28 protein-coding genes and 1 tRNA gene are annotated in these 26,176 nt (G+C 69.5%); 15 read left to right on the forward strand and 14 right to left on the reverse strand.

Annotated features, from left to right (window positions below; translation table 11 throughout):
* Positions 1–8: 8 nt before the first annotated feature.
* The 6 genes from AC07O8_RS01275 to AC07O8_RS01300 form a co-directional block, all read right to left on the reverse strand.
* Complete coding sequence (locus AC07O8_RS01275) at positions 9–356, reverse strand: helix-turn-helix domain-containing protein (RefSeq protein ID WP_495046321.1); 348 nt, start codon at positions 354–356, stop codon at positions 9–11.
* Positions 349–723 carry a type II toxin-antitoxin system RelE/ParE family toxin gene (locus AC07O8_RS01280; protein ID WP_495046322.1) on the reverse strand — a complete coding sequence of 125 codons (375 nt, stop codon included), beginning with the start codon at positions 721–723 and terminating at the stop codon, positions 349–351. Before AC07O8_RS01280 ends, AC07O8_RS01275 begins: the two co-directional genes overlap by 8 nt.
* Positions 724–841: 118 nt before the next feature.
* The gene (locus AC07O8_RS01285) at positions 842–1,750 is read right to left on the reverse strand and encodes a S66 peptidase family protein (RefSeq protein ID WP_495046323.1); all 909 of its coding nucleotides are present in this window, start codon (positions 1,748–1,750) and stop codon (positions 842–844) included.
* Between the two features lie 49 nt (positions 1,751–1,799).
* On the reverse strand, positions 1,800–3,092 hold the full coding sequence (locus AC07O8_RS01290; RefSeq protein ID WP_495046324.1) for a serine hydrolase: 1,293 nt from the start codon (positions 3,090–3,092) through the stop codon (positions 1,800–1,802).
* A 9-nt stretch (positions 3,093–3,101) separates the two neighbouring features.
* Entirely contained in the window at positions 3,102–4,394 is a 1,293-nt protein-coding gene (locus AC07O8_RS01295; protein ID WP_495046955.1) for a D-amino acid dehydrogenase, read from the reverse strand.
* A 283-nt stretch (positions 4,395–4,677) separates the two neighbouring features.
* Positions 4,678–5,871 carry an amino acid aminotransferase gene (locus AC07O8_RS01300; protein ID WP_495046325.1) on the reverse strand — a complete coding sequence of 398 codons (1,194 nt, stop codon included), beginning with the start codon at positions 5,869–5,871 and terminating at the stop codon, positions 4,678–4,680.
* Between the two features lie 149 nt (positions 5,872–6,020).
* On the opposite strand from AC07O8_RS01300, the gene AC07O8_RS01305 reads away from it, so the two are divergent.
* Complete coding sequence (locus AC07O8_RS01305) at positions 6,021–6,422, forward strand: PaaI family thioesterase (RefSeq protein ID WP_495046326.1); 402 nt, start codon at positions 6,021–6,023, stop codon at positions 6,420–6,422.
* Here the strand turns inward: AC07O8_RS01305 and AC07O8_RS01310 are convergent, their stop codons facing one another.
* A complete protein-coding gene (locus AC07O8_RS01310) occupies positions 6,423–7,736 on the reverse strand; it encodes a glutamate carboxypeptidase (protein ID WP_495046327.1) in 1,314 nt (437 codons plus the stop codon).
* 113 nt (positions 7,737–7,849) lie between these two features.
* Between AC07O8_RS01310 and AC07O8_RS01315 the strand changes: the two genes are divergently transcribed.
* The gene (locus tag AC07O8_RS01315) at positions 7,850–8,383 is read left to right on the forward strand and encodes a BON domain-containing protein (RefSeq protein WP_495046328.1); all 534 of its coding nucleotides are present in this window, start codon (positions 7,850–7,852) and stop codon (positions 8,381–8,383) included.
* Here the strand turns inward: AC07O8_RS01315 and AC07O8_RS01320 are convergent.
* From AC07O8_RS01320 to AC07O8_RS01330, 3 genes are read right to left on the reverse strand one after another with little or no spacing between them, the layout of a single operon-like run.
* Positions 8,375–9,574, reverse strand: coding sequence for a DUF2332 domain-containing protein (locus tag AC07O8_RS01320; RefSeq protein WP_495046329.1), 1,200 nt, complete (start codon positions 9,572–9,574; stop codon positions 8,375–8,377). The two genes, AC07O8_RS01315 and AC07O8_RS01320, sit on opposite strands and share 9 nt — an antisense overlap.
* Positions 9,571–10,068: a glutathione peroxidase gene (locus AC07O8_RS01325; RefSeq protein WP_495046330.1), complete on the reverse strand. Its 498-nt coding sequence runs from the start codon at positions 10,066–10,068 to the stop codon at positions 9,571–9,573. The genes AC07O8_RS01320 and AC07O8_RS01325 overlap by 4 nt, the downstream gene beginning before the upstream one ends.
* A gap of 60 nt (positions 10,069–10,128) precedes the next feature.
* The gene (locus tag AC07O8_RS01330; protein WP_495046331.1) at positions 10,129–10,989 is read right to left on the reverse strand and encodes an EamA family transporter; all 861 of its coding nucleotides are present in this window, start codon (positions 10,987–10,989) and stop codon (positions 10,129–10,131) included.
* Between the two features lie 251 nt (positions 10,990–11,240).
* On the opposite strand from AC07O8_RS01330, the gene AC07O8_RS01335 reads away from it, so the two are divergent.
* Positions 11,241–12,182, forward strand: a complete 942-nt coding sequence (locus AC07O8_RS01335; RefSeq protein ID WP_495046332.1) for a hypothetical protein — start codon at positions 11,241–11,243, stop codon at positions 12,180–12,182.
* A gap of 144 nt (positions 12,183–12,326) precedes the next feature.
* Here the strand turns inward: AC07O8_RS01335 and lplT are convergent, their stop codons facing one another.
* Entirely contained in the window at positions 12,327–13,604 is a 1,278-nt protein-coding gene (gene lplT / locus AC07O8_RS01340; protein ID WP_495046333.1) for a lysophospholipid transporter LplT, read from the reverse strand.
* Positions 13,605–13,777: 173 nt separating this feature from the next.
* Between lplT and alr the strand changes: the two genes are divergently transcribed.
* Genes alr through AC07O8_RS01355 form a run of 3 tightly spaced genes read left to right on the forward strand, consistent with a single transcriptional unit; the run spans position 13,778 to position 16,142 of the window.
* Positions 13,778–14,881 carry an alanine racemase gene (alr, locus tag AC07O8_RS01345; protein WP_495046334.1) on the forward strand — a complete coding sequence of 368 codons (1,104 nt, stop codon included), beginning with the start codon at positions 13,778–13,780 and terminating at the stop codon, positions 14,879–14,881.
* Between the two features lie 32 nt (positions 14,882–14,913).
* Positions 14,914–15,321 carry an alternative ribosome rescue aminoacyl-tRNA hydrolase ArfB gene (gene arfB, locus AC07O8_RS01350; RefSeq protein ID WP_495046335.1) on the forward strand — a complete coding sequence of 136 codons (408 nt, stop codon included), beginning with the start codon at positions 14,914–14,916 and terminating at the stop codon, positions 15,319–15,321.
* A 53-nt stretch (positions 15,322–15,374) separates the two neighbouring features.
* Positions 15,375–16,142 carry a hypothetical protein gene (locus AC07O8_RS01355; protein ID WP_495046336.1) on the forward strand — a complete coding sequence of 256 codons (768 nt, stop codon included), beginning with the start codon at positions 15,375–15,377 and terminating at the stop codon, positions 16,140–16,142.
* A 17-nt stretch (positions 16,143–16,159) separates the two neighbouring features.
* Here AC07O8_RS01355 and AC07O8_RS01360 read toward each other — a convergent pair whose 3' ends face one another.
* Positions 16,160–17,044: a DMT family transporter gene (locus AC07O8_RS01360; RefSeq protein WP_495046337.1), complete on the reverse strand. Its 885-nt coding sequence runs from the start codon at positions 17,042–17,044 to the stop codon at positions 16,160–16,162.
* A gap of 161 nt (positions 17,045–17,205) precedes the next feature.
* Positions 17,206–17,838: a LysE family transporter gene (locus AC07O8_RS01365; protein ID WP_495046338.1), complete on the reverse strand. Its 633-nt coding sequence runs from the start codon at positions 17,836–17,838 to the stop codon at positions 17,206–17,208.
* A gap of 190 nt (positions 17,839–18,028) precedes the next feature.
* Here AC07O8_RS01365 and AC07O8_RS01370 point away from each other — a divergent pair, with 190 nt between their 5' ends.
* The 8 genes from AC07O8_RS01370 (at position 18,029) to AC07O8_RS01405 (ending at position 25,056) form a co-directional block, all read left to right on the forward strand.
* On the forward strand, positions 18,029–19,495 hold the full coding sequence (locus AC07O8_RS01370; protein ID WP_495046339.1) for a sodium:solute symporter: 1,467 nt from the start codon (positions 18,029–18,031) through the stop codon (positions 19,493–19,495).
* A gap of 263 nt (positions 19,496–19,758) precedes the next feature.
* Entirely contained in the window at positions 19,759–21,117 is a 1,359-nt protein-coding gene (gene radA / locus AC07O8_RS01375) for a DNA repair protein RadA (RefSeq protein ID WP_297530029.1), read from the forward strand.
* 160 nt (positions 21,118–21,277) lie between these two features.
* A complete protein-coding gene (locus tag AC07O8_RS01380) occupies positions 21,278–21,685 on the forward strand; it encodes a hypothetical protein (protein WP_495046340.1) in 408 nt (135 codons plus the stop codon).
* A 51-nt stretch (positions 21,686–21,736) separates the two neighbouring features.
* Complete coding sequence (locus tag AC07O8_RS01385; protein ID WP_495046341.1) at positions 21,737–22,660, forward strand: branched-chain amino acid transaminase; 924 nt, start codon at positions 21,737–21,739, stop codon at positions 22,658–22,660.
* A gap of 64 nt (positions 22,661–22,724) precedes the next feature.
* On the forward strand, positions 22,725–22,943 hold the full coding sequence (locus tag AC07O8_RS01390; protein ID WP_495046342.1) for a zinc-finger domain-containing protein: 219 nt from the start codon (positions 22,725–22,727) through the stop codon (positions 22,941–22,943).
* Between the two features lie 64 nt (positions 22,944–23,007).
* Complete coding sequence (locus tag AC07O8_RS01395; RefSeq protein WP_431259774.1) at positions 23,008–23,469, forward strand: YybH family protein; 462 nt, start codon at positions 23,008–23,010, stop codon at positions 23,467–23,469.
* Between the two features lie 11 nt (positions 23,470–23,480).
* Positions 23,481–24,455 carry a YheT family hydrolase gene (locus tag AC07O8_RS01400; protein ID WP_495046343.1) on the forward strand — a complete coding sequence of 325 codons (975 nt, stop codon included), beginning with the start codon at positions 23,481–23,483 and terminating at the stop codon, positions 24,453–24,455.
* A 61-nt stretch (positions 24,456–24,516) separates the two neighbouring features.
* Positions 24,517–25,056 carry a DUF2946 family protein gene (locus tag AC07O8_RS01405; RefSeq protein ID WP_495046344.1) on the forward strand — a complete coding sequence of 180 codons (540 nt, stop codon included), beginning with the start codon at positions 24,517–24,519 and terminating at the stop codon, positions 25,054–25,056.
* Positions 25,057–25,113: 57 nt separating this feature from the next.
* On the opposite strand, the gene AC07O8_RS01410 is transcribed toward AC07O8_RS01405, so the two are convergent.
* Positions 25,114–25,722, reverse strand: coding sequence for a c-type cytochrome (locus tag AC07O8_RS01410; RefSeq protein ID WP_495046345.1), 609 nt, complete (start codon positions 25,720–25,722; stop codon positions 25,114–25,116).
* 220 nt (positions 25,723–25,942) lie between these two features.
* Between AC07O8_RS01410 and AC07O8_RS01415 the strand changes: the two genes are divergently transcribed.
* Positions 25,943–26,017 (forward strand) — tRNA-Arg (locus AC07O8_RS01415).
* Positions 26,018–26,176 lie beyond the last annotated feature (159 nt).

Here is a 26,176-nt window from a genome sequence, read left to right on the forward strand (position 1 = left end):
TTTTTCCTTCACGCCTTGCCGCCGAGCGCGCGGGAGCTCAGGGGGAAGACGTTCCTCATGCCCTGTTCCCGGATCGTGTGCAGCAGGCGGAGGACGGGTCCGGTGGGTCGGGTCATGCCTTGCTCATAGCGGCGCAGCAGACGGGCCGTCGTGTTGAGCATGTTGGCAAAGGTGTAGAGGTCCAGATCCGCGCTCTCGCGAATGATCCGGATTTCCTCGGGCATCAATGGCTCCGCTGGAGCGATACCGACCCACGCCAGTCGCTGGAAGTCCTCGCCGCTCGCCAAGCCGCAGACATACATACGGCGTCCGGTCTTCACCATCCGGTCAATCGATTCGAACTTGCGTTTACGCATCACAGATCACCTCTTTCAAAAGTCCTGAAACGACGGCCCCCGCCAGTTGATCGTCGTTCATCTTCTCGAGGAGCACGTTGGTTTCCTTGCAGCCACGGAGCCTCCATCCTTCGATGTTGGCCACCGCATTTTTCGCGTAGCCTTCGATGAAGAACCACGGCCCGCCTTGTCGATGGGCGACGATCACGCGATACCCATCGCGTTTGCCGGCCCCGGATCGTGCGATCCGCTTCTTGAAGAGTCCACTACCGAGATTTGCATCGATCAGCCCGCGTTCCATTTCCGCCACGGCACGGCAGAGGTCGGCGTCTCTGCATCGCCTGCTTGCGCATCCACCGTTGAAAGCCTTCGACCAGATAGACCGCATTCGTCACATCGACCTCTTCGCACTGTTGCGAGAGGCCTGAGTGACAGGTCATGCCCAGGACGGATTCGTCCTGAGGTCGGCACTCCGATGGGGGAGACGCCGCTCAGGTGTCGGGCACTCAGGCGCTGAGAACGCGCGTCGCGGGATCCAAGGTCACCGCCACGCCGATCGGCAGCGGGAGGTTGGGCGTCGTGTGGCCGCTCGGCCAGCCGGCGAGGACCGGGATGCCGAGGTCGCCGAAGTAATCGGCGAGCACCTCGTCGGGTGAATCGGCGTCGGTGAAGCTGCCGAGCAGCACGCCGGCGATGTCGTCGAGCGCGCCGCCCAGGCGCAGCTGGCACAGCAGGCGGTCGATCTTGTAGGGATCCTCGCCGATGTCTTCGAGGAACAGGACCGCCCCGCGCAGGTCAGGCATGAACGGCGTGCCCATCAGCGCGACGAGCACTGCCAGATTGCCGCCGCTCAGCACGCCGCGCACCGGCGTCGAGCCGCGGTTCAGCGGATGCGGCGCGAGCGCCGGTCCGAGCGCATCGCCGACACGCAGGCCGCGGCGCAGCCGCTCGGCCAGCGCGACGGCATCGGCCCAGCCGGCGTCGCCCTTGTGCCAGTCCGAGGCCGGCATCGGCGCATGCCACCCCGCCATGCCCAGTTGCTGGCGCAGCGCATGCAGCGCCGTCAGGTCGCTGTAGCCGATCAACGGCTTCGGCGATCGACGCAGCAGCGCGCGATCGATGCGATCGAGCAGACGCAGGCAGCCGTAGCCGCCACGCAGGCCGATCACCGCGTCGACTTGTGGATCGTCCAGCGCCCCGTGCAGGTCGGCGAGGCGACGGCCATCGTCCGCCGCGAGGTGGCCCAGGAACGCGGGGCCGTGGCAACTCGGAAAGAGCTTCGCGCGAAAGCCCAGTCGCTCGATCAGCGGCACCACGAGCTCGAGCGTGCCGTCCCTCGGCGGTCCGGCAGGCGCGATCACGCCGAGGCAGGCACGCTCGGGCAGCGGAGGCAGCAGGAAGGTGTCGTCAGCCATGAGAAGCCTTGAGGAACATCGGCGGCGCGCGCCGGGAACATCGTCGGAATCAGGGCTCCAGCCACGCTGCCATCTTCGCGTCGATCGCGGCGCCGAGCGCCGGGATGCGCCAGGTCGTGGAGCAGTCGGGGTGCGGCGCGTAGCGCGAGCCGAGGTTGCTCAGCAGCGCGATCAGGTAATGCCGGCGCCGGGGCAGGATGCCGCGCACGATGCCCGCATCGGAGGTGTAGTTCTCGGTGTTGCCGGTCTTGTGCGCGAACCAGACCTCGCCGCCGGTCGCGAAACGGCGCAGGTCGCCGGGCAGCGACACCTCGCCCGCATGCAGCCCGCCGTCCGGCATCAACCAGCGGCCCGGCAGACGCGCCGGCAGCCCCGGCACCCAGCCGGGCACGCCGCCGATCGCGCTGCTCGACAGCACCTGGTGCAGCGCCTGGTCCTGCAAGGCGTGCATGGCCTGGTTGCGGCTCTCGGGCGACAAGCGCGGCGCATCGGCGCGCAGCCACGGCGCGTGCGGCGCCACCGGATCCAGCCACCACAGCAGCCGCACCGTGTCCCAGGCGGTCATCTGGATCTGCCCCACGCCGGACCCGGACCCGTTGCCCCAGCCGCCCTCCGCCGTCGTGTTGGCGAAGCGCAGCGTCGTCAGCCCCAGCGAGGCGAACAGCGTGTGCAGGTCGTTGCGCACCTCACGCCCGCCGTCGCGGCGGATCGCGCCGGCCGCATGCATCAGCGTGACCAGCGCCGAGGTCGCCTCGTTGCTGCTCCAGGTGACCATGTCGTAGGCCCAGTCGGACACGGCGCGCTCGCGGCCGGCATAGGTCAGCGGCTGCCACCAGCCCGCTCGCCCTTGATCGACGAGCCGACCCACGCCCACCAGCAGCATCAGCTTCAGCAGCGACGCCGGGTACGGCGCCACCATGCGGCCGCCGCCCTCGCCCACCTTGCCCACCTCGCCCACCGCGCCGGCCAGCGGCGTCCAGTCCATCGCGGACCAGTCCGACGCCGGCCGCCAGGCGATCGAGTTGCCCTCGGCGTCGCGTTGATCGGCCAGGTACCGGATGTTGCGCACGGGGCCCGCGTCCGGCGCGATGTCGGCGACGAGGCCCTTGGGAAACTCGCGCGAGAACAGCACGTTCGCCGCGACCGGCGCCCCCTTCTCCGGGAACGCGACGACGGCCAGATCGATGCTCGGGAAATGCCGGATCGGCCGTCCCTCGTCCTGCGGATCGCGCGTCGCGCCGAAGTCCTGGGCGAGCACGGCGGCCCGCAGCGACTCGGCCAGCGAGGTCGCGTCCGTCGCGTCAGTCGCGTCGGTTCCGACGGGCTTGGCGGCCGTCGTCATCGCGGCACCTCAGGCGGCGCGGAGTTGCAGCCCGTCCAGCGCGATCGGGCTGGGCTTGCCGGAAATGAGGTCGGCCACGATGCGGGCCGAGCCGAACGAGAAGGTGAATCCCAGGGCGCCATGGCCGACATTCAGCCACAGCCCGCGCAGCGGCGTCTCGCCGAGCATGGGGGCGCCGCTCGGCGTCGCCGGGCGCAGGCCGGCCCAGGGCACGGCGCGGTCGTAGTCGGCGGCCCTCGGGAAGGTCTCTCGCACGTTGCGCTGCAACGCCGCCAGGCGCTTCGGATCGATGCGCGTGTCGTCGCCGACGAGGTCCACCATCGCCGCGACGCGGAGCTGGTCCCCGATGCGGGCGTAAAGCGTCTTGCGCTCGAAGTCGGTGACGCTGACCGTTGGTGGGCGGTGCACGCCGTTGATCGGCGCGGACAGGCTGTAGCCCTTCAGCGGGTACAGCGGCAGCCGCAGGTCGACGAGTTCCGCCAACGCCGCGCTCTGCAGCCCGGCCGCCAGCACGATCCCGTCCGCGACCAGGTCGCCCTGGTCGGTCCTGAGCGCGACGACCCGGTCGCCCTCGACGACGAAGCCGGTGGCGGTGGCCTTCACCCGGCCCCGGAAATTCGGATGGCGCGCCAGGCGCTCGCCCAGTTGCACGCTGAGCGCATGGCAATCGGCGACCGCCTCGCCCGAGGTGAAGATGCCGCCGGCCAGCCACTGCGCGCCGCCGTCGCCGAGCGAGGGTTCGATCGCCAGGCATTCGTCGCGGGTCAGCGCCCGTTCCGGCCCGCCGGCGGGCGTGCGCGCGGCGACACGGGCGAACTCGTCCGGCTTGCGGTAAACGACCAGCTTGCCCGGCGTGCGCAGCGCGATGGCATCGAGCGCCGCGTGCCGTTGCAGCTCGCCGAAGCATTGCTGGCTGAACGCGCCGAGTTCGAGCAGGCGCTCCGTGGTCCGCTGGTTCACCGGCCCGCGGCAGTGCGCCAGGAAGGACGCCAGCCAGCGCCATTGCGCCGTCGTGCCGTCCGGCTTGAAACGCAACGGACCGTCCGGATCGAGCAGCCAGCGCAGCGCCTTCAAGGGCACGCCGGCATCCGCCAGCGGCGACACGTAGCGGTAGCTGAGCTGCCCGCCGTTCGCACGGCTCGCGCCCGTGGCGAGCGTGGCCTCGCGCTCCACGAGCGTCACCCGATGCCCCGCCTCCGCCAGGGCCCAGGCGGTGGTGACGCCCACGACGCCCCCACCGATCACGACTAGCTGCTTCATCCCGGACGAATTCATTCTTGAATGGTCCGGGAGGTTACGGATTCACGACACCCTCAGCCAATGAAAGCGGTGCCGCTACCCATAACCTCGCCGCATGCGCGCAAGGGGAATGCCCGCCACCTTCTTGCTCCCTCTCCCGCTTGCGGGAGAGGGTGGGGGTGAGGGCCAGCGGACGAGGCAGTCAACGAAATCCCCCGTACGCGAGGTGCACGGCGCTCATCCGGCACCGCCGGTCAGTTCATGCGGGAGGCTGCTGGCCCTCACCCCTGCCCTCTCCCGCAAGCGGTAGAGGGAGTCCGTGTGAGAGGAGCCTGCCGCCGGTGCTTCAGGCGAGGACGGCGGCCATCGCGTTCGCGGTGGCTTCGACGTTGCGCGTGTTCAGGCCCGCGATGCACATGCGGCCGGAGCGCAGGATGTAGACACCGAATTCCTCGCGCAGGCGGTCCACCTGCTCGGGCGTCAGCCCCGTGTAGCTGAACATGCCGCGCTGCTTCAGGAAGTAGTCGAAGTTGCGGCCCGGCACCTTGGCCGAGACCACCTCGAACAGCGCGTTGCGCATCGCCAGGATGCGCTCGCGCATCTCCTCGACCTCGCCTTCCCACAGCGCGCGCAGCGCCGGGTCGCCCAGGACCTTGGCCACGACCTGGCCGCCGTGCATCGGCGGGTTCGAATAGTTGCGGCGGATCGTGAACTTCAGCTGCCCCAGCACGTTGGCCGCCTGCGCGGCGTCCGGGCACACCACCGACAGCGCGCCGCAGCGCTCGCCGTACAGGCTCATGTTCTTGGAGAAGCTGTTCGCGACGAAGAAGCTCAGGCCCGCCGCGGTCAGCGCGCGGATCGCGAAGGTGTCCTGCTCCAGCCCGTCGCCGTAGCCCTGGTAGGCCAGGTCCAGGAAGGCGATCAGCTCGCGCTCCTTCAGCACCGGGATCAGCGCGTCCCATTGCGACTGCGACAGGTCCACGCCGGTCGGGTTGTGGCAGCACGCATGCAGCAGCACGACGCTGCGCGCCGGCGCCTCCGACAGCGCCTGCAGCATCGCGTCGAAACGCAGGCCGCCGGTCCTGGCGTCGTAGTACGGGTAGCTGCGGCACTCGATGTAGGAGCCCTCGAAGACCGCGCGGTGGTTGTCCCAGGTCGGGTCGCTCAGGTAGATCGCGCTGTCGGGGAAGTAGCGCTTGATGAAGTCCGCGCCGACCTTCAGCCCGCCGGACGAGCCCACGCCCTGGATCGTCGCGACGCGCTTGCTCTGCAACGCCTCGCTGTCGGCGCCGAAGAGCAGCTTCTGCACCTCGGTGCGGAAGTTGGCCGCGCCCTCCATCGGCAGGTAGGGACGCGCGCCGGCCTGTTCCACCACCGCCAGTTCGGCCCGGCGCACGGAGTCCAGCATCGGGATGCGTCCGTCGTCATCGAAGTAGATGCCGATGGACAGGTTGATCTTCTGCGTGCGCGGATCCTTCTGGAAAGCCTCGTTCAGGCTGAGGATGGGATCGCCCGGATAGGCGTCGACGTGCTGGAACATGCTGGGAACTCCCCGTTGGACTATCGGCTCGCGCCATTATCCCCAGCCGCGCCCGCCCGCACCGCAACAGCGCCCGTGCCGATCGGCCGATACAGGCCGACGACAATGCCGGCTTCGCATGACCTGATCCATCCGCTTCACAGAATCACATGATCAACGACTTCAACACGCGCGGCGCCGCCTGCCTGCCCGGCCACATGGGCATCGAGATCGTCGAGGTCGAGAAGGGCCGCGTCTTCGCGCGCCTGCCGGTCACCCAGCAGGTGATGGCGCCCAACGGCTACCTGCACGCCGGCAGCGTCGTCACGCTGGCCGACACCTGCTGCGGCTACGGCTGCATCTCGTCGCTGCCCGACGGCGCGCAGAACTTCACCACGGTCGAGCTCAAGTCCAACCACCTGGGCACCGCCCGCGACGGCGTCATCGAATGCACCGCCACCGCCGTCCACATGGGCCGCACCACCCAGGTCTGGGACGCGACCGTCACGCACAATGGCAAGACGATCGCGCTGTTCCGCTGCACGCAGATGGTGCTTTACCCGAAGGCCTGATCAGAGCGCCTTGCCGCTGCCGATGGCCATCACCAGACGCGTGACGAGCACCAGCTTGGGCGCGATGGCATCGACGACGATGTATTCGCTGTCGCTGCTGTGCGCGCCGAAACCGCGCACGCCCAGGCCCTCGATCACCGGCGCCTGGGTCGCCAGCGACGCATAGGCGGCATCGGTGCCGCCGCCGGTCGGGCGGTCGCGCACGACCAACTCCAGCTTCTGCTCGTCGGCCAGGGCCTTGACTTTCGCGGCCAGCGCGCGCGACGCGTCGGTCGCCGCCAGCGGCGGGCGGCCGCGGTTGAAGCTCACGCTCACCTCGGCGTCCGGGATCAGCTTGTTCTGGATGCGCTTGCGCAGCTCGGCTTCCAGCGCGTCGAAGTCGGAGAAGCGGTCCGCGCGCGCATCCCCTTGAGCCTCGGCGCGCTCCGGAATCGCGTTGCGGACCGAGCCCGCCTTGGACATCGTCCAGTTCAGGTGCAGGCCACGTTTGGGATCGGAGAGATCGCGCGTCTGCAGGATCTGGTGGGACAACTCGGTCAGCGCGTTGATGCCCTTCTCCGGCGCCGCGCCCGCATGCGAGGAACGGCCCTTGACCTTGAGATCCACCGAGGCGATGCCGCTGGTGGCCAGGCGCACCGTGTCCGGCGTGGTCGGACCGCCGCCGCCCTCGAAGGACAGCACCGCGTCATGCTCGCCGCCGAGCTTGGTGATCAGCGGGTTCGAGCCGGGTGAACCGATCTCCTCGTCGCCGTTGATCAGCACGGTGATCTCGGCGTAGTCCTTGAAGCCGACCGACTTGAGCATGGCCAGCGCATGCAGGATGGTGGCGACGCCCTGCTTGTCGTCGGCGATGCCCAGGCCGTAGGCGTGGTTGCCGTCGATGCGGAACGGCTGCTGCTTCAGGCCGCCGCGTTGGTAGACGGTGTCCATGTGCGCGATCAGCATGACGCGCTTGCCGTTGGGGTTGCCGCCCTTGAAGGAGGCCTGCACGACCTGGCCGACCTTGGCCGGGCCGTCGCCCGCGTCCGAGGTCGGCGCGGCGATGGTCTTGTCCGGATCGATCAGCTGGACCTGGCCGCCGAGCTCGCGCAGCCGCTGCGCGATGACGCCGGCGATGCGGTCCAGGCCCGGGCGGTCGGAGCTGCCGGACTCGATCTCGACCAGCTGCTGCAGCGTCTTCATCAACGCCGGCTGCTCCCTGGCGGCGAGCGCGCCGAGCTCGGGGACCGTCTGCGCCTGGACGCCGAGGGCGGTCATCGCGGCCAAGGCCAGCGCCGCGCGGCGCAGTCGGTGGAAGGAAGAGGAGGCAGACATCGGGGCGGTCATCTTCGGAGTCTCCAGGCGTTCTTGTGGGGGAGCGACGGGCCATCCTAGCCATCAAGGCGGTCCGCTTGAAGGCTCGAAAGCGATGGGGCAAGCTCCCGGCCATGCGACGACCGCCGCCAATCGCCCATCGCCTGTGCGTCTGCGCACGGATCGCGCTGATCCTGCACGCGACGCTGCCCGCGCTCGCCGCCGCGGAGGAGGCGCGGCGCAAGGTCTTTGACGATCCCTTCGTGCAGTTGAGCTCGGCGATCCCGCCGTCCGAGTGTCCGGCCCCGCCCGGACCGCTGATGAGCGAGGCCGAAGCCAGGGCACAGGCGCATGGCCGCATCGAGCGCGGCACCAGCTGTTTCCAGAGCGGCCGCTGCCGGCTGCCCAACGCCTATCTCTACGACAGGGAGATCATGCCGCGCGTGCAGAAGGCCGTCGCCGCCGACGGCCGGTTCGATGCGACGACCAGCGTCTGGGCGCTCGGCCAGCGGCGCTGGATCTGGCTGCAAGGCTGCGTGCGCAGCGCCGATGAGGCGTCCGCACTCGAGGCGTTGGTGAAGCAGATCGACGACGTGGAGTTTGTCGTCAACGAGTTGAAGCTCGTCCCCGGCGCGTCGGCAAGTCCGGCGTCGGCGGCCTCACGCTGAGCGGGCGTGGCCGGCGTCCAGCCACTCGATCCACCGTCCGTGCGGATGCGACCAGGCCAGCACGTCGGTGCGGACCTCTCCGCCGTCGCGCCATTGCAGCGTCCACAGCGTGCCGCTGCCGGGCGATTCGCCGGCCGGGCAGTCCGGCGGCGAGGCCATCGGCGCCAGTTTGCCGACCTCGCCGCTGATCCAGACCAACCCGCGGTCGCGCACCAGCTGATCGATGCGCTCGACATGCGTCTTGAACGACGCGGCATCGAAGTAGGCCAGCACCCAGACGTTGAAGATCACCGGCGTGACACCGGCAGGCAGCGCGTCCATCCAGCGCTCGAGGTCCGCCAGTCCGTCCTCCGTTCGCAGCAGCGGCACCGGATGCCGCCGAGCGTCGTCCAACGCCCGGTCCAGCCGCTCCCGACGCGCGGCGTCGCCCGGCCAGAGGCAGGCGCGCAACCAGCGCGCCGCCACGTCGTCGGCAGGGGCGATCGGCTGCAGATCGACACCCATGCGCCGGCCTGCCCGCCAGCGCGGCGCACCGAGCAGTCCGGCTGGGCGCTCGCCACGCCAGGTGGTGGAGATCAATGGCGCATCCGGGCGCTCACCGGGCGTCGTCTCGACGCCATCGTCGTAGGCGTAGCGATCGACGCCCAGGATCAGGCCCGCGCTGCAGCCGAACTCGAACAGGGCCAGCTCGACCGGCCGGGCGTCGGTGCCGCCGAGACGCGCTGCGAGCGCCTGCAACGCGGGTCGGAGCACCGCACACCGGCCGGTCTCGTTGGTCTGCGTCGTGCGCGTGCGGATCAGCGCGCGCAGCGCCGTGCCCTCCCGACGGACGAAGTCGCGGAGATGCGCACCCAGGTCTCCGTCCGGTGCCCGCTGCCCGCCCACGCTCGCGTAGTAGGCGGCGAGCGGGTGCGGCTCGCCGGCCAGGATCCGGTCGTGCAGCGCGGCCAGCAACAGCACCGGCTTGCGTTGCGTCGGCGGCGCCTCGAGCAGCAGGGCCATGAGCGCCTGATCCGCGGCGATGACGGTGGCAAGCGCCTGGTACAGCGCGTCGTCCGCGCCGTCGGTCTCGGCGAAGCGGGTGAAGTGGTGGGCGATGCGCGCGAGGGCCTCGCGGGCGGCTTCGCGGTCGGCGTCGCGCCCGTCATCGCCAGCCGGGAGGCTGGAACGTCCGTCAGCCGAGGTGCTCACTCCGCCAGCGCCGCCTCGATCTCGCCGCGGATAGCCGCCGGGGCGTCGTTCGGGGCGAAGCGTTTCAGCACCTGCCCGTCGCGGCCGACCAGGAACTTGGTGAAGTTCCACTTGATGGCCTGCGTGCCCAGGATGCCGGGCTTCTCGCCCTTGAGCCACTGCCACAGCGGGTGCGCTTCCCCGCCGTTGACCTTGACCTTGGCCATCATGGGGAAGCTCACGCCGTAGTTCAGCTGGCAGAACGACGAGATCTCCTCGTTGCTGCCGGGGTCCTGACCGCCGAATTCATTGCTCGGGAAACCGACGACCACCAGCCCGCGGGCCTGGAAGTCGCGCCACAAGTCCTCGAGGCCCTTGAACTGCGGCGTGAAGCCGCACTCGCTGGCGGTGTTGACGATCAGCAGCACACGGCCGCGGTACTCCGACAGCGCGACCGGTTCGCCGGCGATGCTGACGGCGTCGAAGTCGAAGGCAGTCTTGCCATTGGCGCTCATGGGGGACCTCCTCGTTACGGCCCGGGTGGACCGGGGTGCATCCTAGCGCGACAGGCCGGGTCAGGCGCGACGGCGCTCCAGCGCCGCCAGCATCGCCGCGGCCAGGATCGCCGCGCCGCCGACGGCGGTTTTTCCGTCCAGGGTGCCGCCGCCCAGCAGCAGCGCCGAGATCGCCGCCACCGGCACCTCGGTCAGCATGACCACCGCCGTGACGTTGGCCGGCAACCGCGCCGCCCCGAATTGCAGCGACAGGTTGGAGACGAAGAACAACAGCGCCATGCCCGCCAGCGGCAGCAGCCAGACCGCGCCCGGCAGCGACGGCCACGGCGCGAGTCCCCGGCCGGCCATGGCCGTCGCGGACAGGCCCGCCACCAGCACGCCGCCGGCGAACATCGCCAACGCCCGCGCGCCGGGGCTGCGGGCGGCTTCGCGGCGCAGCATCACGTTATTGAACGCGAAGGTCATGCCGCCCAGCAGCCCCAGCACGTCCGGCAAGCTGGACGGCACCGGCCAGCCGCCGTCAGACGGCGCCAGCACCGCCAGCGCCCCGCCCAGCGCCAGGGCGATGCGCAGACCGGCCGACACCGTCAGCGGCTCGCCCAGGACCAGCCGCGCCAGCAGCACCGCCCACAGCGGCATCAGGTAGAAGAGCAGCACCACCCGGACCACGTCGCCGGTCGACACGCCCCAGTTGAACGCGGTGTTGGTCATCCCGGCCGCCAGCGTCACCACCCACAGGCCGGGGGAGCGCAACCATTCCGCCACGGCGCCGCGCTGGCTGGCCAGCACCACGACGAGGGACAGGACGTACAGGATCACCGTCGTCCACAGGGGGTGCATGCCGGCCCCCTCGAACTGGCGGAACGGCCACCACGACAGTCCCCAGATGGTGGCGTTGAGCATCAAGGCAAGGATCGGCATTCGGGAACTGGGGACAGACGGAGCGACAGACGAAGGGACAGGGAGCGCGATAGACGTGCACAAGGGGTGGGGCTTGTGCAACAGTCCCCCCGACAGGGCTTGGATCCGGCCCGCGGACCGGCCAACAATGCCCAGGGTTTGTAGCATGGCGCAAGGACTGACCCTGTCCTCCAATCGGGTCGCCGTGCGCCTGTCATGCACGCGGCCTACCCTGTCGCGTGTGACCCGTCCACCAAAGTAGGGAGAGCTTCTTGGATCACCTGGCCTGTTTCGCCCCCGAGGATTTGCAGTCCCAGCCCGGGCCCGACCTGCAGAGCTATCACTGGCGTCTGCTGGCTCAAGGGGACTCCTGGTTCTCGACCGCCCAGGCCAAGCTCAGCGCGCATGCCAACCTGCTCCAGGAACTGGTGCTGACCAAGGCGACGGTCGCGATCAATTGCGCCGGCCAACGCGAGAGCCTGTCCAAGGTCGTCGAACTGGCGTCATCGCCCGACTTCGTCCGCCTGCTGACCGCACCGGACGCCCCCGTCTGGGACGGCATCCTGCTGTCCGTCGGCGGCAACGACCTGATCAAGGCGGCACAGACGCCGACTCAGATCGACGGCGTCGAGGTGCCGCTGCACCTGCGCCTGCTGCGCAACCAGACCGAATGGGGCCCGCCGTCCGCGGGCGTCGGCCGCTACTTCTCGGAGCCCGGCTGGGCGACCTACGCGGAGTACCTGAAGGCCAACCTGCGCCATCTGCTGACGCTGCGCGACCAGGGGCCGTCCGCCGGCAAGCCGGTCTTCATGCACTGCTACGCCGTGCCGATGCCGCGTCCGGCCGGCGCGGAGGATGCCGGTCATGGCCCCTGGCTGTACCCGGCGCTCAAGGCCTACGCGATCCCGGCCGCCGACTGGGCGGCCGTCAGCCGGCTGATGGTGATGCACCTGGCGCAGTTCCTGAAGACGCTGATGGCGGACAAGGAGCAGTTCCCGGGCCTGTTCGTGTTCGACTCGACCGCCGTGCCGCTGGCCGCGGCCACGCCGGGCGCGAGCGGCATCAGCGGCGACTGGCACAACGAGATCCACCTCAACCACAGCGGCTGCCTGAAGATCGGGCGGGCCTGGTCGGAGCACATCGACCAGGTGCTGACCACCGGGGGGATCGTCGTCGCGGCGCCGCCGACGGGGCGGGGACGAGCGCGGCGTTGATGGCTTCAGGACTGCCACCGCCGCTGGCCCTCACCCCCACCCTCTCCCGCAAGCGGGCGAGGGGGTAAGACCCCCAAAGACAACGGCCCCGAAGGGCCGTTGTCGTTTCAGCGGGGGCCCCGCGCTGCCGCAGGCGAGCCGGGCTCAGTGCTTGTCGCTGCGGGCGATGGCGAGCAGGCGGTTGAGTTCCTCCGCGTGCTCGACCTTGTTGTGCGCGTGCCAGCGGCCGATCACCCACATGATCCCGGCCACCAGCAGGCCGAAGATCGTGATCGACCCGAAGGCCGAGGTGCCGAAACGGGTCAGCATCGTGTAGAGCGCGCCCAGGCCGAGGATGCAGGCCTGCTCGTTGAAATTCTGCACGGCGATCGAGCGGCCCGCACCCATCAGGTTGTGCCCGCGATGCTGCAGCAGCGCATTCATCGGCACGACCAGATAGCCGCCGATGCCGCCCAGCAGGATCAGGAAGGGGATGGCCACCCACAGGTTGCCGATGAAGTTCAGCACCAGCATCAGCAGGCCCATGCCGATGCCCAACGGGATGACGCTGGTCGCCTTGTCCAGCCGCACGACCATCGACGCGGCCACGGCGCCGACGGCGGTGCCGATGGCCACCACGCCGGCCAGCGCCGACGCCTGGGTCGTGCCGTAGCCCAGCGCCGCGGCGGCCCAGGCGAAGACGATGTAGCGCATGTTGCCGGACACGCCCCAGAACAGCGTCGTCATGCCCAGCGAGATCTGGCCCAGCTTGTCCTGCCACAGCCGCGAATTGCAGGCGGCGAACTCCCGCACCAGGTCGGTCGCGCTGTGCGAGATCGGCTGCAGCGGCGAGTCGGTGCGGGGGATGCGCAGGTTGAAGAGCGCAGCGATGAAGTACAGCACCACCATGAAGGCGATGGCGGCCTCCGGCGGCGTGTCGATGCCGGTATCGACGAAGGGGATGTCGATGGCCAGCAGCACCGCGGACGCCTTGTCACCGATCAGCTGCCCGCCGAACACCGCGCCCAGGATGATGGAGGCGATGGTCAGCCCTTCGATCCAGCCGTTGGCCTTCACCAGCTGGGAGGTGGGCAGCAGTTCCGTCAGGATGCCGTACTTGGCCGGCGAGTAGGCGGCGGCGCCGAGCCCGACGATGGCGTAGGCGATCAGCGGGTGCACCCCGACCAGCATGCTCAGGCACCCCAGCACCTTGATGGTGTTGGAGATGAACATGACCTTGCCCTTGGGAACCGCATCGGCGAAGGCGCCGACGAAGGGAGCGAGCACCACGTAGAACAGCGCGAACATCGGCACGAGGGCGGCACGCTGCCATTCGGCGGCGCCGCTGGTGCGAAGCAGTTCAACGGCGGCGACGAACAGCGCGTTATCAGCCAGCGAGCTGAAGAACTGCGCTGACATGATGGTGTAGAAGCCTTTTTTCATCGACCCGGCATACCTGGAACTGCGGTGATCACGCTGGGTCCACGGGGTGGGGAAAGGCAGCGCTGCGGCGGGTTTATAGCATGCGCTCGTTTTCGTAACAGCGCTTCACGGGACAGGGTGCGCGTGTTAATGCGCGCCGGTTTTCCGTTCATGGCGCGGCACAATGCAGGCCCATGCCGCGTCCGATCGAAGCCCTCATCCACCAGCCCGCGCTGGCCCACAACATCGCCCGCGCCCGCGCCTGCGCGCCCGACGCCCAGGTGTTCGCGGTGGTGAAGGCCAATGCCTACGGCCACGGCATCGAACGGGCGTTCGACGCGCTGCGCAGCGCCGACGGCTTCGCGCTGCTGGACCTGGACGAAGCCCAGCGCCTGCGCGACCTGGGCTGGCGCGGCCCGATCCTGCTGCTGGAAGGCTGCTTCGAATCGCGCGACCTGGAACTCTGCTCGCGGCTGAAGCTCTGGCACACGGTGCACCATGAGCAGCAGGTCGACTGGCTGGCCATGCACAAGACCCACGAGCCGCATCGGGTGTTCCTGAAGCTCAACAGCGGCATGAACCGGCTGGGCTTCACGCCGAGCGCCTTCCGCGGCGCCTGGACGCGGCTGAACGCGCTGCCGCAGGTGGACGAGATCTCGCTGATGACACATTTCTCGGATGCCGACGGACCGCGCGGCATCGAGCACCAGACCGCCGTCTTCAAGGAGGCGACGGCCGACCTGCCGGGCGCGCGCACCCTGAGCAACAGCGCGGCGATCCTGCGCCACACCCAGGATCCGGCGGTGCGGGCCGACTGGGTGCGTTCCGGGATCATGACCTACGGCAGCGCGCCGGATTTCCCGGAACACGACATCGCCCACTGGGACCTGAAGCCGACCATGACGCTGCGGGCCAAGGTCCTGGCGGTCCAGCCCCTGAAGGCCGGCGACAGCGTCGGCTACGGCAGCAGCTTCGTGGCGCAGCGCGCGATGCGCATCGGCACGGTCGCCTGCGGTTATGCGGACGGCTACCCCCGCCACGCCGCGCACGGCACCCCGGTGCTGGTCGGCGGCCGGCGCAGCGCGACGATCGGGCGCGTCTCGATGGACATGCTGGCGGTCGACCTGAGCGACCTGCCGAACGAGGGCATCGGCAGCGAGGTCACGCTCTGGGGCCAGGGTCCGCACGGCTCGGTGCTGCCGATCGACGAGGTGGCCCGCTCGGCCGGCACGATCGGCTACGAGCTGATGTGCGCGGTGACCCAACGCGTGCCGGTGCACGTCGAGACGCTGGGCTGAGGCCCGGCGCGCGGCTCGCCTCCGTCGGCGTCATGCTCCTGGACTGGACGCCGGCCGACTGGGAGCTCGAGATCTCCGCGATCCGGGCCAGCGGTCCGGGCGGCCAGAACGTCAACAAGGTCAGCAGCGCGGTGCACCTGCGCTTCGACATCCGGCGCTCGACGCTGCCGGCGATGATCAAGGAACGCCTGCTGGCGCTCAGCGACCAGCGCATCACGGCCGAGGGCGTGGTGGTGATCAAGGCCCAGGAATCGCGCAGCCAGGAACAGAACCGCGCCGATGCGATCGCGCGGCTGGTGGCGCTGGCGCAGAGCGTGGCGCACACGCCGAAGGCGCGCCGCGCGACCAAGCCGACCTACGGGTCGCAGAAGCGCCGGCTGGAGGCCAAGAGCCAGCGCGGCGACATCAAGGCCGGGCGCGGCAAGGTCCGAGGCGACTGACGCGGCTGACGCGACTGACACGTGCCGGACCGAAAGACCACCGAGGGAGAGACATGTTCAAGGCATTGCGGATCCTGATCCTGCTCGGGATCCTGTTGACGGTGGCGGTCACCACGCTGGTGGGCCGCTGGCAGGCCCAGTCCTGGAAGCGGCCGCAGGTGGTGACGCTGTATCCGATCAACGCGTCGGGCGACGCCGTGACGGACCTCTACCTGGAACGGCTGGACGCCGCCGCCTTCGAGGGACTGGCGCCCTACTTCCAGCGGGAGGCGGCCCGGTACGGCATGTCCTTGTCCGAGCCGGTGCGGATCGTGCTGGGCAGCCGGGTCCGGGTCGCGCCGCCGACGGTGCCGCGGGACGCGGGGCCGCTGTCGGCGATCTCCTGGAGCCTGCGGATGCGCTGGTGGGCGTGGCGCGAGACGCCGCCGAGCTCGCCCGTGCCGGACGTGAGGCTCTTCCTCATGTATCACCCGCCGGATTTCGCCGGGGCGCTGCCGCATTCGATCGGGCTGGAGAAGGGCCGGCTCGGCCTGGTGCACCTGTTCGCGACGAGGTCGCAGCAGGCGCAGAACGAGGTGGTCATCGCGCACGAGGCGCTGCACACCTTCGGCGCCACCGACAAGTACGACCCGTCGACGCTGGCGCCGGTCTTCCCCGAGGGCTACGCGACGCCGCGGCAGGAGCCGCGCTACCCGCAGTCCGCCGCCGAGCTGATGGCCGGGCGCATCCCGGTGCGGGAAGGCGACTTGCGAATCCCTTCAGGCTTGGGCGAGACCGTCGTCGGCCCGGCGACCGCCGTTGAGATCGGCTGGGTGAAGTAGTCGGCGCGCGATCGCGCTCACCGCTGCGGCCTTGTCGCCACATAGATGCTGCCCAGGCACAGCACCATGCCGGCGAGCGCCAGCATCGTCGGCCGCCAGCCTTCGAAGATCGCGGAGATCCCCAGCGCGATCACCGGGATCACGACGCCGGTCAGCGCGGCGCGCGCGGTGCCCTGGCGCTGCGCGAGCTTGAAGTACAGGACGAAGGCGAAGACCGAGCCGAACACCGCGAGGTACAGCAGGCTGAACACGTACTCGGGCGTCCATGCGAAGTTCAGGCCCTGCCCCGTCATCACCGACGTGACCAGCAGGAACACCGCCCCGTAGCCCATGCTCCACGCCAGCACCGGCACGAGCGCCAGTCCGCGGCGCGTCAAGGTCAGCGTCAGCACGTTGCCGATGCACGCGGCCAGCACGGCCGCCAGGCCCATCGCCAGGCCATAGGCCGCCGTCGGCCGGGCGCCCGTCGAGGCGATCTCCGGCCAGAAGATCATCACCACCCCGGCGACCGCGCCCGCCGAGACCGCCAGGAAACGGCCCGTCACCCGCTGGGCGAAGAAGATCCGCCCCGACAGCGCGTTGCCGAACACCATCAGGCAGAAGAGCACCGCCACCAGGCCGCTGGGGATGTGGCGCTCCGCCTCGTAGACGGAGTAGTAGTTGCCGCTGTACTGCACGATCCCCGTCGCCAGCATCAGCCCATGCGCCGACAAGGGCAGCTTCAGCGACAGCTTCTGCCAGCGCGCGAAACCCGCCAGCATCAGCGCCGCCAGGCCGAAGCGCCAACCGACCGAGTTCAGGATCGGCACGCCCGAGGCCAGCTGGTAGAGGATCACGTGCCAGGTGCTGGCCCAGATCAGCGTCGGGCCCCAGAACAACCAGCGGTCGGAAACGGTGGACATGATGTGCGACAGCGATCTGTACCGGCCGCCCGCGCAAGGTGGCATTCAGCAGGCCGGTGGAAACGACGAGGCCGCCCTTTGGGGGCGGCCTTTTTGGGGGGAGCGCCCGCTTGGGTGGGTCGCTCAGGAGGAGCCGGGCTCCGGCACGCCAGCCCGGCGCCTCAGTCGGCCGCCTTCTTGAAGGTGGCCAGCAACGCGCCGGCACCGACGAACAGCGAGCCGAAGATCCGGTTCATCGCCTTGAGGTGCGACTCCGAACGCAGCGCCCGCAGCACGCGCGCCGCCAGCAGCGTGTAGCCGGCCATGACGACCGCGTCGGTGAAGGCCAGCGTCGCGCCGATCACCGCGTACTGCTGCGGCAGGCTGTGGTGCAGGTTCAGGAACTGGGGCACCACGGCCAGCAGGAAGACCGTGCCCTTGGGGTTCACCGCGTTGATGCCCCAGCCGCGCAGGACCAGGTCACGACGCGACACCTGCCTGCCTTCGGCCTGCTCCGCCACCAGCGGCTTGGCCGGCGAGCGCCATTGCTGGATGCCCAGGTAGACCAGGTAGGCCACGCCGGCCCACTTGACCACCGCGAACGCCTGTTCGGACGCCGCGATCAGCGCGCCGAGGCCGGCGCCGACCACCACGATCTGGGTCAGGATGCCCAGGATCAGGCCCATGGTCATGAAGTAGCCGCGCTGGAAGCCGTGATTCAGCCCAGCGCTCATCGCCGCGATGGCACCCGCGCCCGGGGACAGGCTGATGGCCCACGAGGCCGCGAAGAACCCCAGCCAGACTGACAACTCCATGATCGACTCCTTCGAAGGAGCCGAGGTTGTAGCACGCCGCCCCTTGCGCCGACGAAGGTCAGGGAATGGACGGCGCGTCGGCAGGGCCTGGGCGGCACAGGAGCGGCGCATGGGCCGCGAGCGGCGGGGTTATGCCTGCTGCCACATTCGGAATGCAGCCCGCGCGCCGACGCTCCAATAATCCCGCGCCATGTCCGCCACCGTCCTGCTCGTCGTCGTCATCGCCTACTTCTCGCTGCTGCTGGCGGTGGCCTGGTGGACGTCGCGCCGCGCGGACAACGACAGCTTCTTCATCGGCAACCGCAACAGCCACTGGGGGCTGGTTGCCTTCGGGATGATCGGCACCTCCCTCTCCGGGGTGACCTTCATCAGCGTGCCGGGCTCGGTCGGCGCCGGCGCGTTCAGCTACTTCCAGATCATGCTGGGCCAGTTCGCCGGCTACGCTGTCGTGGCCTTCGTGCTGCTGCCGCTCTATTACCGGCTCAACCTCAGCTCCATCTACCGCTACCTCGGCGCGCGCCTGGGCGTGGCCGCGCACCGCACCGGCGCCGGTTTCTTCATCCTGTCCCGCACCCTGGGCGCGACCGCCCGCCTCTATCTCGTCGTGCGCATCCTGCAGGACCTGGTGCTGGCCCAGTTCGGCATGCCGTTCTGGCTCAGCGCGCTGCTGGTGCTCGTGATGATCCTGCTCTACACGCTGGAGGGCGGCGTCAAGACCATCGTCTGGACCGACACGCTCCAGACCACCGGCATGCTGGGCGGCCTGGTGATCTGCGTGGTGTTCCTGCTCCACGCGCTGGGCCTGGACCTGGCCTCCGGCTGGCAGGCGATGCGCGCCGCGGGGCTGGCCGAAGTCTTCGTCACCGACCCGATGAGCGCCTCGCACTGGGCCAAGCAGCTGCTCGCCGGCGCGGCCATCGCCGTCGCGATGACGGGCCTGGACCAGGAGATGATGCAGAAGAACATCTCGGTCAAGCGTCTGGCCGACGCGCAGAAGAACATGATGGTGATGGCGGCCATCATGACCGTCGTGGTGCTGCTGTTCCTGTTCCTCGGCGGTCTGCTGACGATGTATGCGCAGCAGCAGGCGATCGGCGCCCAGGGCGACCGGCTCTTCCCCGCCGTGGTGATGGGTCACCTGCCGGCCTGGGTGCAGCTGATCTTCGTGGTCGCGCTGATCTCGGCGCTGTTCCCGAGCGCCGACGGCGCCATCACCGCGCTGACCTCGAGCACCTGCATCGACCTGATCGGCCTGCAGGAGCGTCGCGACTGGGACGAGACCCGCCAGCGCCGCGTCCGCAAGGCCGTCCACCTCGGTTATGCGCTGGTGTTCCTGCTGCTGACGCTGGGCTTCCGCTGGCTCGACGATCCGAGCATGGTCTCGCTGATCCTGAAGCTGGCGGGCTACACCTACGGGCCGCTGCTGGGGCTGTTCGCCTTCGGGATCCTGACGACGCGGACCTTGCGCGCCGGCGTGCTGCCGGGGGTCGCGCTGGCGGCCCCGGCGCTGTGCTGGGTCGTCGACGCCCACCAGGCCGCCCTCTTCGGGGACTACCGGATGGGGTTGGAGCTGCTGCTGGTCAATGCCGCCCTGACCTTCGGCGGTCTCTGGGCCGGCTCGCGGCCCGCGGCTTGTCCCCAGCCGAAGGCCGCTTGAGCACAGCCTGACCCCAGCCTGTCCACAGCTCATCCCCCGCCGGAAGGCCGTTTCTCCACCGCTTGCCCACGGGTCGTCCACGGCAAGTCCACCGCCTTTCCACTGGATACCCACAGCGGAGGGGGCCGCTTTTCCACAACCCATCCACATCCCCACCCTGGGTGGCCCACAGGACATCCCCCGTCCCCCCACAGCCCGCACACCGCGCATCCACAGGCTTCTCAACAGGGTTGTCCACAGCGCGGGCGGCGACAATCGCGCTCATGGCTGCTCCGAAATCCCACTACGTCTGTTCCGAATGCGGCGCCACCAGCGCCAAGTGGCTGGGCCGCTGCCCGTCCTGCAGCGCCTGGAACACCCTCGTCGAGACCGCCGCCGAACCCGCCGCCGGGAAGAACCGCTTCCAGGCGCTGGCCCGCAGCCAGCCCGTGGCGACGCTGTCCGAGATCGAGGCCCGCGACTTCGAGCGCACGCCCACCTCGCTGGAGGAGCTGGACCGCGTGCTGGGCGGCGGCATCGTCACCGGCGGCGTGGTGCTGATCGGCGGCGACCCGGGCATCGGCAAGTCGACGCTGCTGCTGCAGGCGGTCGACGCCTTGTCCCGGCAGATGAAGGTGCTCTACGTCACCGGCGAGGAATCCGGCGCGCAGGTCGCCATGCGCGCCCGGCGCCTGGGCCTGGACGGCTCCCAGGTGCGCGTGCTGGCCGAGATCGGCCTGGAGAAGATCCTCGCCACGATCGAGGTCGAGCAACCCGACTTCTGCGTCATCGACTCGATCCAGACGATGTATTCCGAGCAGCTCTCTTCGGCGCCGGGCTCGGTCGCGCAGGTGCGCGAATGCGCCGCGCAGCTCACCCGCACCGCCAAGTCCGGCGGCTGCGCGATGGTGCTGGTCGGCCACGTGACCAAGGAAGGCGCGCTGGCCGGGCCGCGCGTGCTGGAGCACATCGTCGACACCGTCCTCTACTTCGAGGGCGACACCCACAGCAGCTACCGGCTGGTCCGCGCGATCAAGAACCGCTTCGGCGCCGTCAACGAGATCGGCGTCTTCGCGATGACCGAGAAAGGCCTGAAGGGCGTCACCAATCCGAGCGCGATCTTCCTGTCCACGCACGGCGAGCCGGTGCCCGGCTCCTGCGTGCTGGTCACGCTGGAGGGCACGCGGCCGCTGCTGGTGGAGCTGCAGGCGCTGGTCGACGGCGGCGGGCCCAGCCCGCGCCGGCTGTCGGTGGGCCTGGAGCGCGACCGCCTGGCGATGCTGCTGGCGGTGCTGCACCGGCATGCGGGCGTGGCGACGATGGACCAGGACGTCTTCGTCAACGCCGTCGGCGGCGTGCGCATCAGCGAGCCGGCGGCCGACCTGGCCGTGCTGCTCGCCATCCAGAGCTCGCTGCGCGGCAAGCCGCTGCCCAAGGGCTTCTTCGCCTTCGGCGAGGTCGGCCTGGCCGGCGAGGTCCGTCCCGCGCCGCGCGGCCAGGAACGGCTGAAGGAAGCCGCCAAGCTGGGTTTCTCGATCGCGGTCGTGCCGCAGGCCAACGCGCCGAAGAAGCCCATCGACGGCCTGACCGTGCACCCGGTCGCCCGGATCGAGGACGCCATCGAGATCCTGCGCGCCCTGTGACGGACGCCGTGCCGGGCACTGGGCCGACGCCGACGCCCACGCCCACGCCCACGCCGACGTCGGCGCGGGCGACGTCGGCATCCGCAATCGCCACAGCCGTCACCGCGGCGGCCCGACGACAATCGCGGGTTCGGTCCCACCCCCTTCGGAGTTCTCCCGCATGAACCGCCTCGTCGGCATCCTCCTCGCCCTCGCCGCCATCGTCGGCGGCACCTACTTCTTCGGCTGGAAGGGCGCCGTCCTGGGCACGTCCGCCGTCATCTTCTACCTGCTGCTGCAGTTCTCGCAGCTGATGCGTGTCATGCGCACGGCCCAGACCTCGCCGCTGGGGCACGTGTCCAGCGCGATCATGCTGAACTCGAAGCTGCACGCCGGGATGAAGCTGATCGACCTGATCCGCATGTGCAAGTCGCTGGGCGTGAAGGTCGAGGAGAACACCTACCGCTGGACCGACACCGGCGGCGACGCGGTGGACGTGGTCATGGAACGCGGGGCCGTCGCGCGATGGACGCTGATCCGCGCCCAGGAGCCCGCATCGGCCGCCCCCGCCGACACACCGGCCGCATAAAATCCCCGACTTCGCAGCACCCGGCCCATGCGCGGCCTCAAAGGAAGACCCATGTCCCTGGACGATCGCGACGGCAAGATCTGGATGGACGGCGAGCTGGTGGACTGGCGCGACGCCAAGATCCACGTGCTGACCCACACCCTGCACTACGGCTGCGGCGCCTTCGAAGGCGTGCGCGCCTACCCGACCGACAAGGGTCCCGCGATCTTCCGGCTGCGCGAGCACACCGAGCGCCTGTTCAACAGCGCCAAGATCCTGCGCATGAAGATCCCGTTCTCGATCGAGCAGGTCGAGGAAGCGCAGAAGGCGGTCGTCCGCGAGAACCAGCTGGCCAGCTGCTACCTGCGTCCGCTGACCTGGATCGGCAGCGAGAAGCTGGGCGTCAGCCCCAAGGGCAACAAGATCCACCTGATGGTCGCCGCCTGGGCCTGGGGCGCCTACCTGGGCGAGGAAGGCCTCAAGCGCGGCATCCGCGTCAAGACCAGCAGCTACACCCGCCACCACGTCAACATCACGATGACGCAGGCCAAGACGGTGTCCAACTACACCAACTCGATCCTGGCCAACATGGAAGCGACCGAGGACGGCTACGACGAGGCGCTGCTGCTGGACGCGTCGGGCTTCGTCTCCGAGGGCGCGGGCGAGAACCTCTTCATCATCAAGAACGGCGTCGTCTACACGCCGGACCTGTCGGCGGGCGCGCTCAACGGCATCACCCGCAACACGATCTTCGCGATCTGCGAGGACCTGGGCCTGAAGCTGGTCGAGAAGCGCATCACCCGCGACGAGGTCTACATCGCCGACGAGGCCTTCTTCACCGGCACCGCCGCCGAAGTGACGCCCATCCGCGAGCTGGACCGGATCGAACTGGGCAGCGGCAGCCGCGGCCCCCTCACCGAGAAGATCCAGTCGGCCTTCTTCGACATCGTCAACGGCCGCAATCCCAAGTACGCCCACTGGCTGAGCGTGGTCTGAGCGGGATCTTCCCGACGTCTCCGCCACCGACCGCCAGCCCCAGCAAGCCTTCAAGAACAAGATCATGAGCGCCAACACCACCACGCCCAAGGCCACCGTCGAAGTCACCGCCCAGGACCTGCAAGGTCCGGGCGTCGTCTTCTGCCCGAATCCCAAGATGCCGCTGTGGAGCAACCATCCGCGCGTCTTCATCGACCTGAGCCACACCGGCGAAGGCGCCTGCCCGTACTGCGGCACGCTGTACAAGCTGAAGGCCGGCGAGCACCTGCCCGCCGGTCACTGAGCCACGACGGTCGACGGCCTCGGCGTCGACCGCCGCCCGCTCCCCTGAACAAGGAACGAGACCCATGGTGCGCAAGCCTCAGACCGCCCTGCTGCTGGCCTCTCCGGAGGACACCGAAGCGCAGTTCTACGAGGCCTTGCAGGCCGGCGACCTGGAACGGCTGATGGCCGTCTGGGGCGACGAGGACGAGGTCTGCTGCGTGCATCCCGGCGGGCCGCGCGTCGTCGGCGCGGCGGCGATCCGGGCGAGCTTCGAGCAGATCTTCGCCAGAGGCGCGATCCCCGTTCATCCCGAATGCCAGCGCAAGCTGGTCAACGGCGAGACGGCGATCCACCAGGTGCTGGAACGCGTCGAGATCACCGACGAGGACGGCGTGCAGAGCGCGTGGGTCGTCGCGACGAATGTCTACCTGAAGACGGCGCTGGGCTGGCGCATGGTCGCGCACCATGCGAGCCCCGGCACCTCGCAGGATGTGAAGCAGGAGCTGTCGATCGTGTCCGCGGGCGCGCCGACGACGCTGCATTGAGAGGGTCGTCCATGCAGTACCAGGCGCCTCCCTGGTTGCCCGGAGGCCATGCCCAGACGATCTGGCCCGCGCTGTTCGCGCGGCGCTACGAAGGCCCGCCGCCCGAGTTCCGCCGCGAACGCTGGTCGACGCCGGATGGGGATTTCGTCGACGTCGAACATCTCGTCGACGCCGCGGAAGCGCCCGCCGGGCGGCCGCTGCTGGTGCTCTTCCACGGTCTCGAAGGCTCGGTGGAGAGCCAGTACGTGCAGGCCTTCGCGGCGGTGGCGCAGCAACGCGGCTGGGCCTTTGCGATGCCGTACTTCCGGGGGTGTTCGGGTGAGCTCAACCTCGCGCCGCGCGCGTACCACTCGGGCGACTATCTCGAAATCGGCTGGATGCTGGAACAGCTGCGCGCCGCGCATCGCGGCCCGATGATGGCCGTCGGCATCTCGCTGGGTGGCAATGCGCTGCTGCGCTGGGCGCAGGAAGCCGGCGAGAGCGCGGCGGCGACGGTCAAGGCCGTCTGCTCGGTCTGCTCGCCGATCGACCTGACGGCCGCCGGCCACGCGATCGGCAAGGGCTTCAACGGGCTGGTCTATACGCGGATGTTCCTGCGGACGATGATGCCCAAGGCGATGAGCAAGCTGAAGCAGCATCCCGGGTTGTTCGACGCCGAGCGGATGCGGCGCGTGCGCAACCTCTACGAGTTCGACAACATCTTCACCGGGCCGCTGCACGGCTTCCGGGACGTCGACGATTACTGGCTGCGCGCGTCGGCCAAGCCGCACCTGGCCCGGATCCGCATTCCGGCGCTGGTGCTGAACGCGCGCAACGACCCGTTCGTGCCGGCACACAGCCTGCCCGAACAGAGTCATGTCGGCCCGCATGTGACGCTGTGGCAGCCGCGCGAGGGCGGGCATGTCGGTTTCCCGTCAGGCCGGCCGCCCGGGCATGTGCGCACGATGCCGCAGCGCGTGACGGACTGGCTCTCGACGCGGCTCTGAGCCGCGCCCCTCGAACTCCCGGCGGCCCGCTCCCGCGGACCGCGATCGGAAAGGAACGCTCATGGACGCGATCGTCGAAGCCGCCTTGAAGAAGTGGCCCAACGTGCCGCATTGCTACGGCTGGCTGGCGCTGGACGCGCGCGGCGACTGGTACATGCGCGACGAGCGCATCCAGGCGGCCGGCCCGTTCCCGGCGGTCAAGGGCAGCCGCATCGTGCACGACAAGCTGATCGGCTTCATCGACCGCAACTACGCCTCGGACGACCAGGGGGCCTGGTTCTTCCAGAACGGGCCGCAGCGGGTCTACCTGCAGCTCGAGGTGGCGCCCTGGATCTGGCGGCTGCAGCCGGACGGCCGTGTGCTGAGCCACACCGGACGCGAGGCCCAGGTGGCCGGCGCGGTGCTGGATGACCAGGACCGCCTGTTCCTCGAGACCGATCTCGGCCTCGGGCTGGTCCACACGCAGGACATGGGGCCGGCGGCGGACGCGCTCGAAGCGGGACGCTGGACGATGTCCAACGCCACGCACGCCGAACTGATCGCCCGTCATGGGGTGTTGCTGGACCCCGTCGACCCGAAGGGGGGATCGGGCAAGTCCTGACCCGCCCATGAAAAAGCCGACCCTCGGGTCGGCTTTCGTGTCTTTGGCGGGCGCTGTTTACTGCGACGCGCCGGAGGCCGGGACAGCCGGCGCCGAAGCACCCGTGTCGGCGCCGGACGCGGCCGCGGCGGGCAGCTTGGGGTCGTCGAACTTGGCGCCGCCCTGGTTGGCCATGTAGACCACGGCGCGGGAGATCTCGAAGTCGCTGAAGTCACCGCCGCCCTGCGGCCCCATGTTGCCCTTGCCCTTGAGGGCGGAGTGCACCAGGGTGTCGAAGCCCGACTTCACCCGCGGGCCCCAGGCGTCGTGGTCGCCCAGCTTGGGCGCGCCGGCCGCGCCGGTGGCGTGGCAGGCCGAGCACTGGGCCTGGAAAACCTGCTCGCCGGACTTCATCGCGGCGGCGTTGGTCAGGTCCTTGAGCTCTATCGAGCCCACGGGCTGGATGCGGGCGGCGACCGCCTGCGCCTCGAGTCCGGTGCCGCCGGCGCCGGGCTTGATCTCGCTGGACACGTAGTTCGCGAGCATCACGATGATCACGATCGGAATGACGAACGCGAAGAAGACGGCGACGATCAGTTGCTTGGGGGTCTTGATCGGGCCCTCGTGGGCGTCGTGTCCTTCGGCGTGCGTGTCCTGGGCGTTGGCGTGGTCCTGGGTTCCGCTCATGAATTCCTCGTGGCTCGAATCGAATCGGATACAGCAGAAGCGAGCGCAGTATAGCCAGCCCCCTGCCGCCCCACCCTGGGGCTTTCGTCAAGGTCGGCACGTGGATGGGGCAGGTGTTGCGCGAGGGTCGCGCAGGTGTTCGCGATCGTTCCGTTCGGGCCGACGGCGGCGACTCGGGGCGAGACGGGTCAGAACGAGGCTAGAATGCGCGCTTCCCGCGGCGACCGTGGTGAAGTGGATATCATTGGGCCCTCCGAAGGCTTAGTCGCAAGTTCGATTCTTGCCGGTCGCACCAGAACACCGAGAAGCCGGTTGTCACGAGAGTGGCAACCGGCTTTCCTCTTTCTGCGGTCCGCTTTCTGCCGTCCGTGCTCTGCAGTCCATGTTCAGCGGCGACGGCGCCTCGCGGCCTGGCGTCCTACGCGCGCACGCGCTCTGGGCTGACCTTCCCGTC

This window comes from Roseateles sp. GW821-FHT09G09, assembly GCF_059415965.1.

Coding starts and splice junctions, on each gene's coding strand:
- AC07O8_RS01310 (WP_495046327.1), bottom strand. CDS start 7,736: ATGTCTGCCTCCTCTTCCTTCCACCGACTGCGCCGCGCGGCGCTGGCC.
- AC07O8_RS01305 (WP_495046326.1), top strand. CDS start 6,021: ATGATCAACGACTTCAACACGCGCGGCGCCGCCTGCCTGCCCGGCCAC.
- AC07O8_RS01280 (WP_495046322.1), bottom strand. CDS start 723: ATGCGGTCTATCTGGTCGAAGGCTTTCAACGGTGGATGCGCAAGCAGG.
- radA (WP_297530029.1), top strand. CDS start 19,759: ATGGCTGCTCCGAAATCCCACTACGTCTGTTCCGAATGCGGCGCCACC.
- AC07O8_RS01355 (WP_495046336.1), top strand. CDS start 15,375: ATGTTCAAGGCATTGCGGATCCTGATCCTGCTCGGGATCCTGTTGACG.
- AC07O8_RS01405 (WP_495046344.1), top strand. CDS start 24,517: ATGGACGCGATCGTCGAAGCCGCCTTGAAGAAGTGGCCCAACGTGCCG.
- alr (WP_495046334.1), top strand. CDS start 13,778: ATGCCGCGTCCGATCGAAGCCCTCATCCACCAGCCCGCGCTGGCCCAC.
- AC07O8_RS01385 (WP_495046341.1), top strand. CDS start 21,737: ATGTCCCTGGACGATCGCGACGGCAAGATCTGGATGGACGGCGAGCTG.
- AC07O8_RS01325 (WP_495046330.1), bottom strand. CDS start 10,068: ATGAGCGCCAATGGCAAGACTGCCTTCGACTTCGACGCCGTCAGCATC.
- AC07O8_RS01410 (WP_495046345.1), bottom strand. CDS start 25,722: ATGAGCGGAACCCAGGACCACGCCAACGCCCAGGACACGCACGCCGAA.
- AC07O8_RS01300 (WP_495046325.1), bottom strand. CDS start 5,871: ATGTTCCAGCACGTCGACGCCTATCCGGGCGATCCCATCCTCAGCCTG.
- AC07O8_RS01395 (WP_431259774.1), top strand. CDS start 23,008: ATGGTGCGCAAGCCTCAGACCGCCCTGCTGCTGGCCTCTCCGGAGGAC.
- AC07O8_RS01330 (WP_495046331.1), bottom strand. CDS start 10,989: ATGCCGATCCTTGCCTTGATGCTCAACGCCACCATCTGGGGACTGTCG.
- AC07O8_RS01315 (WP_495046328.1), top strand. CDS start 7,850: ATGCGACGACCGCCGCCAATCGCCCATCGCCTGTGCGTCTGCGCACGG.
- AC07O8_RS01290 (WP_495046324.1), bottom strand. CDS start 3,092: ATGACGACGGCCGCCAAGCCCGTCGGAACCGACGCGACTGACGCGACG.
- AC07O8_RS01400 (WP_495046343.1), top strand. CDS start 23,481: ATGCAGTACCAGGCGCCTCCCTGGTTGCCCGGAGGCCATGCCCAGACG.
- AC07O8_RS01390 (WP_495046342.1), top strand. CDS start 22,725: ATGAGCGCCAACACCACCACGCCCAAGGCCACCGTCGAAGTCACCGCC.
- AC07O8_RS01285 (WP_495046323.1), bottom strand. CDS start 1,750: ATGGCTGACGACACCTTCCTGCTGCCTCCGCTGCCCGAGCGTGCCTGC.
- arfB (WP_495046335.1), top strand. CDS start 14,914: ATGCTCCTGGACTGGACGCCGGCCGACTGGGAGCTCGAGATCTCCGCG.
- AC07O8_RS01365 (WP_495046338.1), bottom strand. CDS start 17,838: ATGGAGTTGTCAGTCTGGCTGGGGTTCTTCGCGGCCTCGTGGGCCATC.
- AC07O8_RS01370 (WP_495046339.1), top strand. CDS start 18,029: ATGTCCGCCACCGTCCTGCTCGTCGTCGTCATCGCCTACTTCTCGCTG.
- AC07O8_RS01360 (WP_495046337.1), bottom strand. CDS start 17,044: ATGTCCACCGTTTCCGACCGCTGGTTGTTCTGGGGCCCGACGCTGATC.
- AC07O8_RS01275 (WP_495046321.1), bottom strand. CDS start 356: ATGCGTAAACGCAAGTTCGAATCGATTGACCGGATGGTGAAGACCGGA.
- AC07O8_RS01380 (WP_495046340.1), top strand. CDS start 21,278: ATGAACCGCCTCGTCGGCATCCTCCTCGCCCTCGCCGCCATCGTCGGC.
- lplT (WP_495046333.1), bottom strand. CDS start 13,604: ATGAAAAAAGGCTTCTACACCATCATGTCAGCGCAGTTCTTCAGCTCG.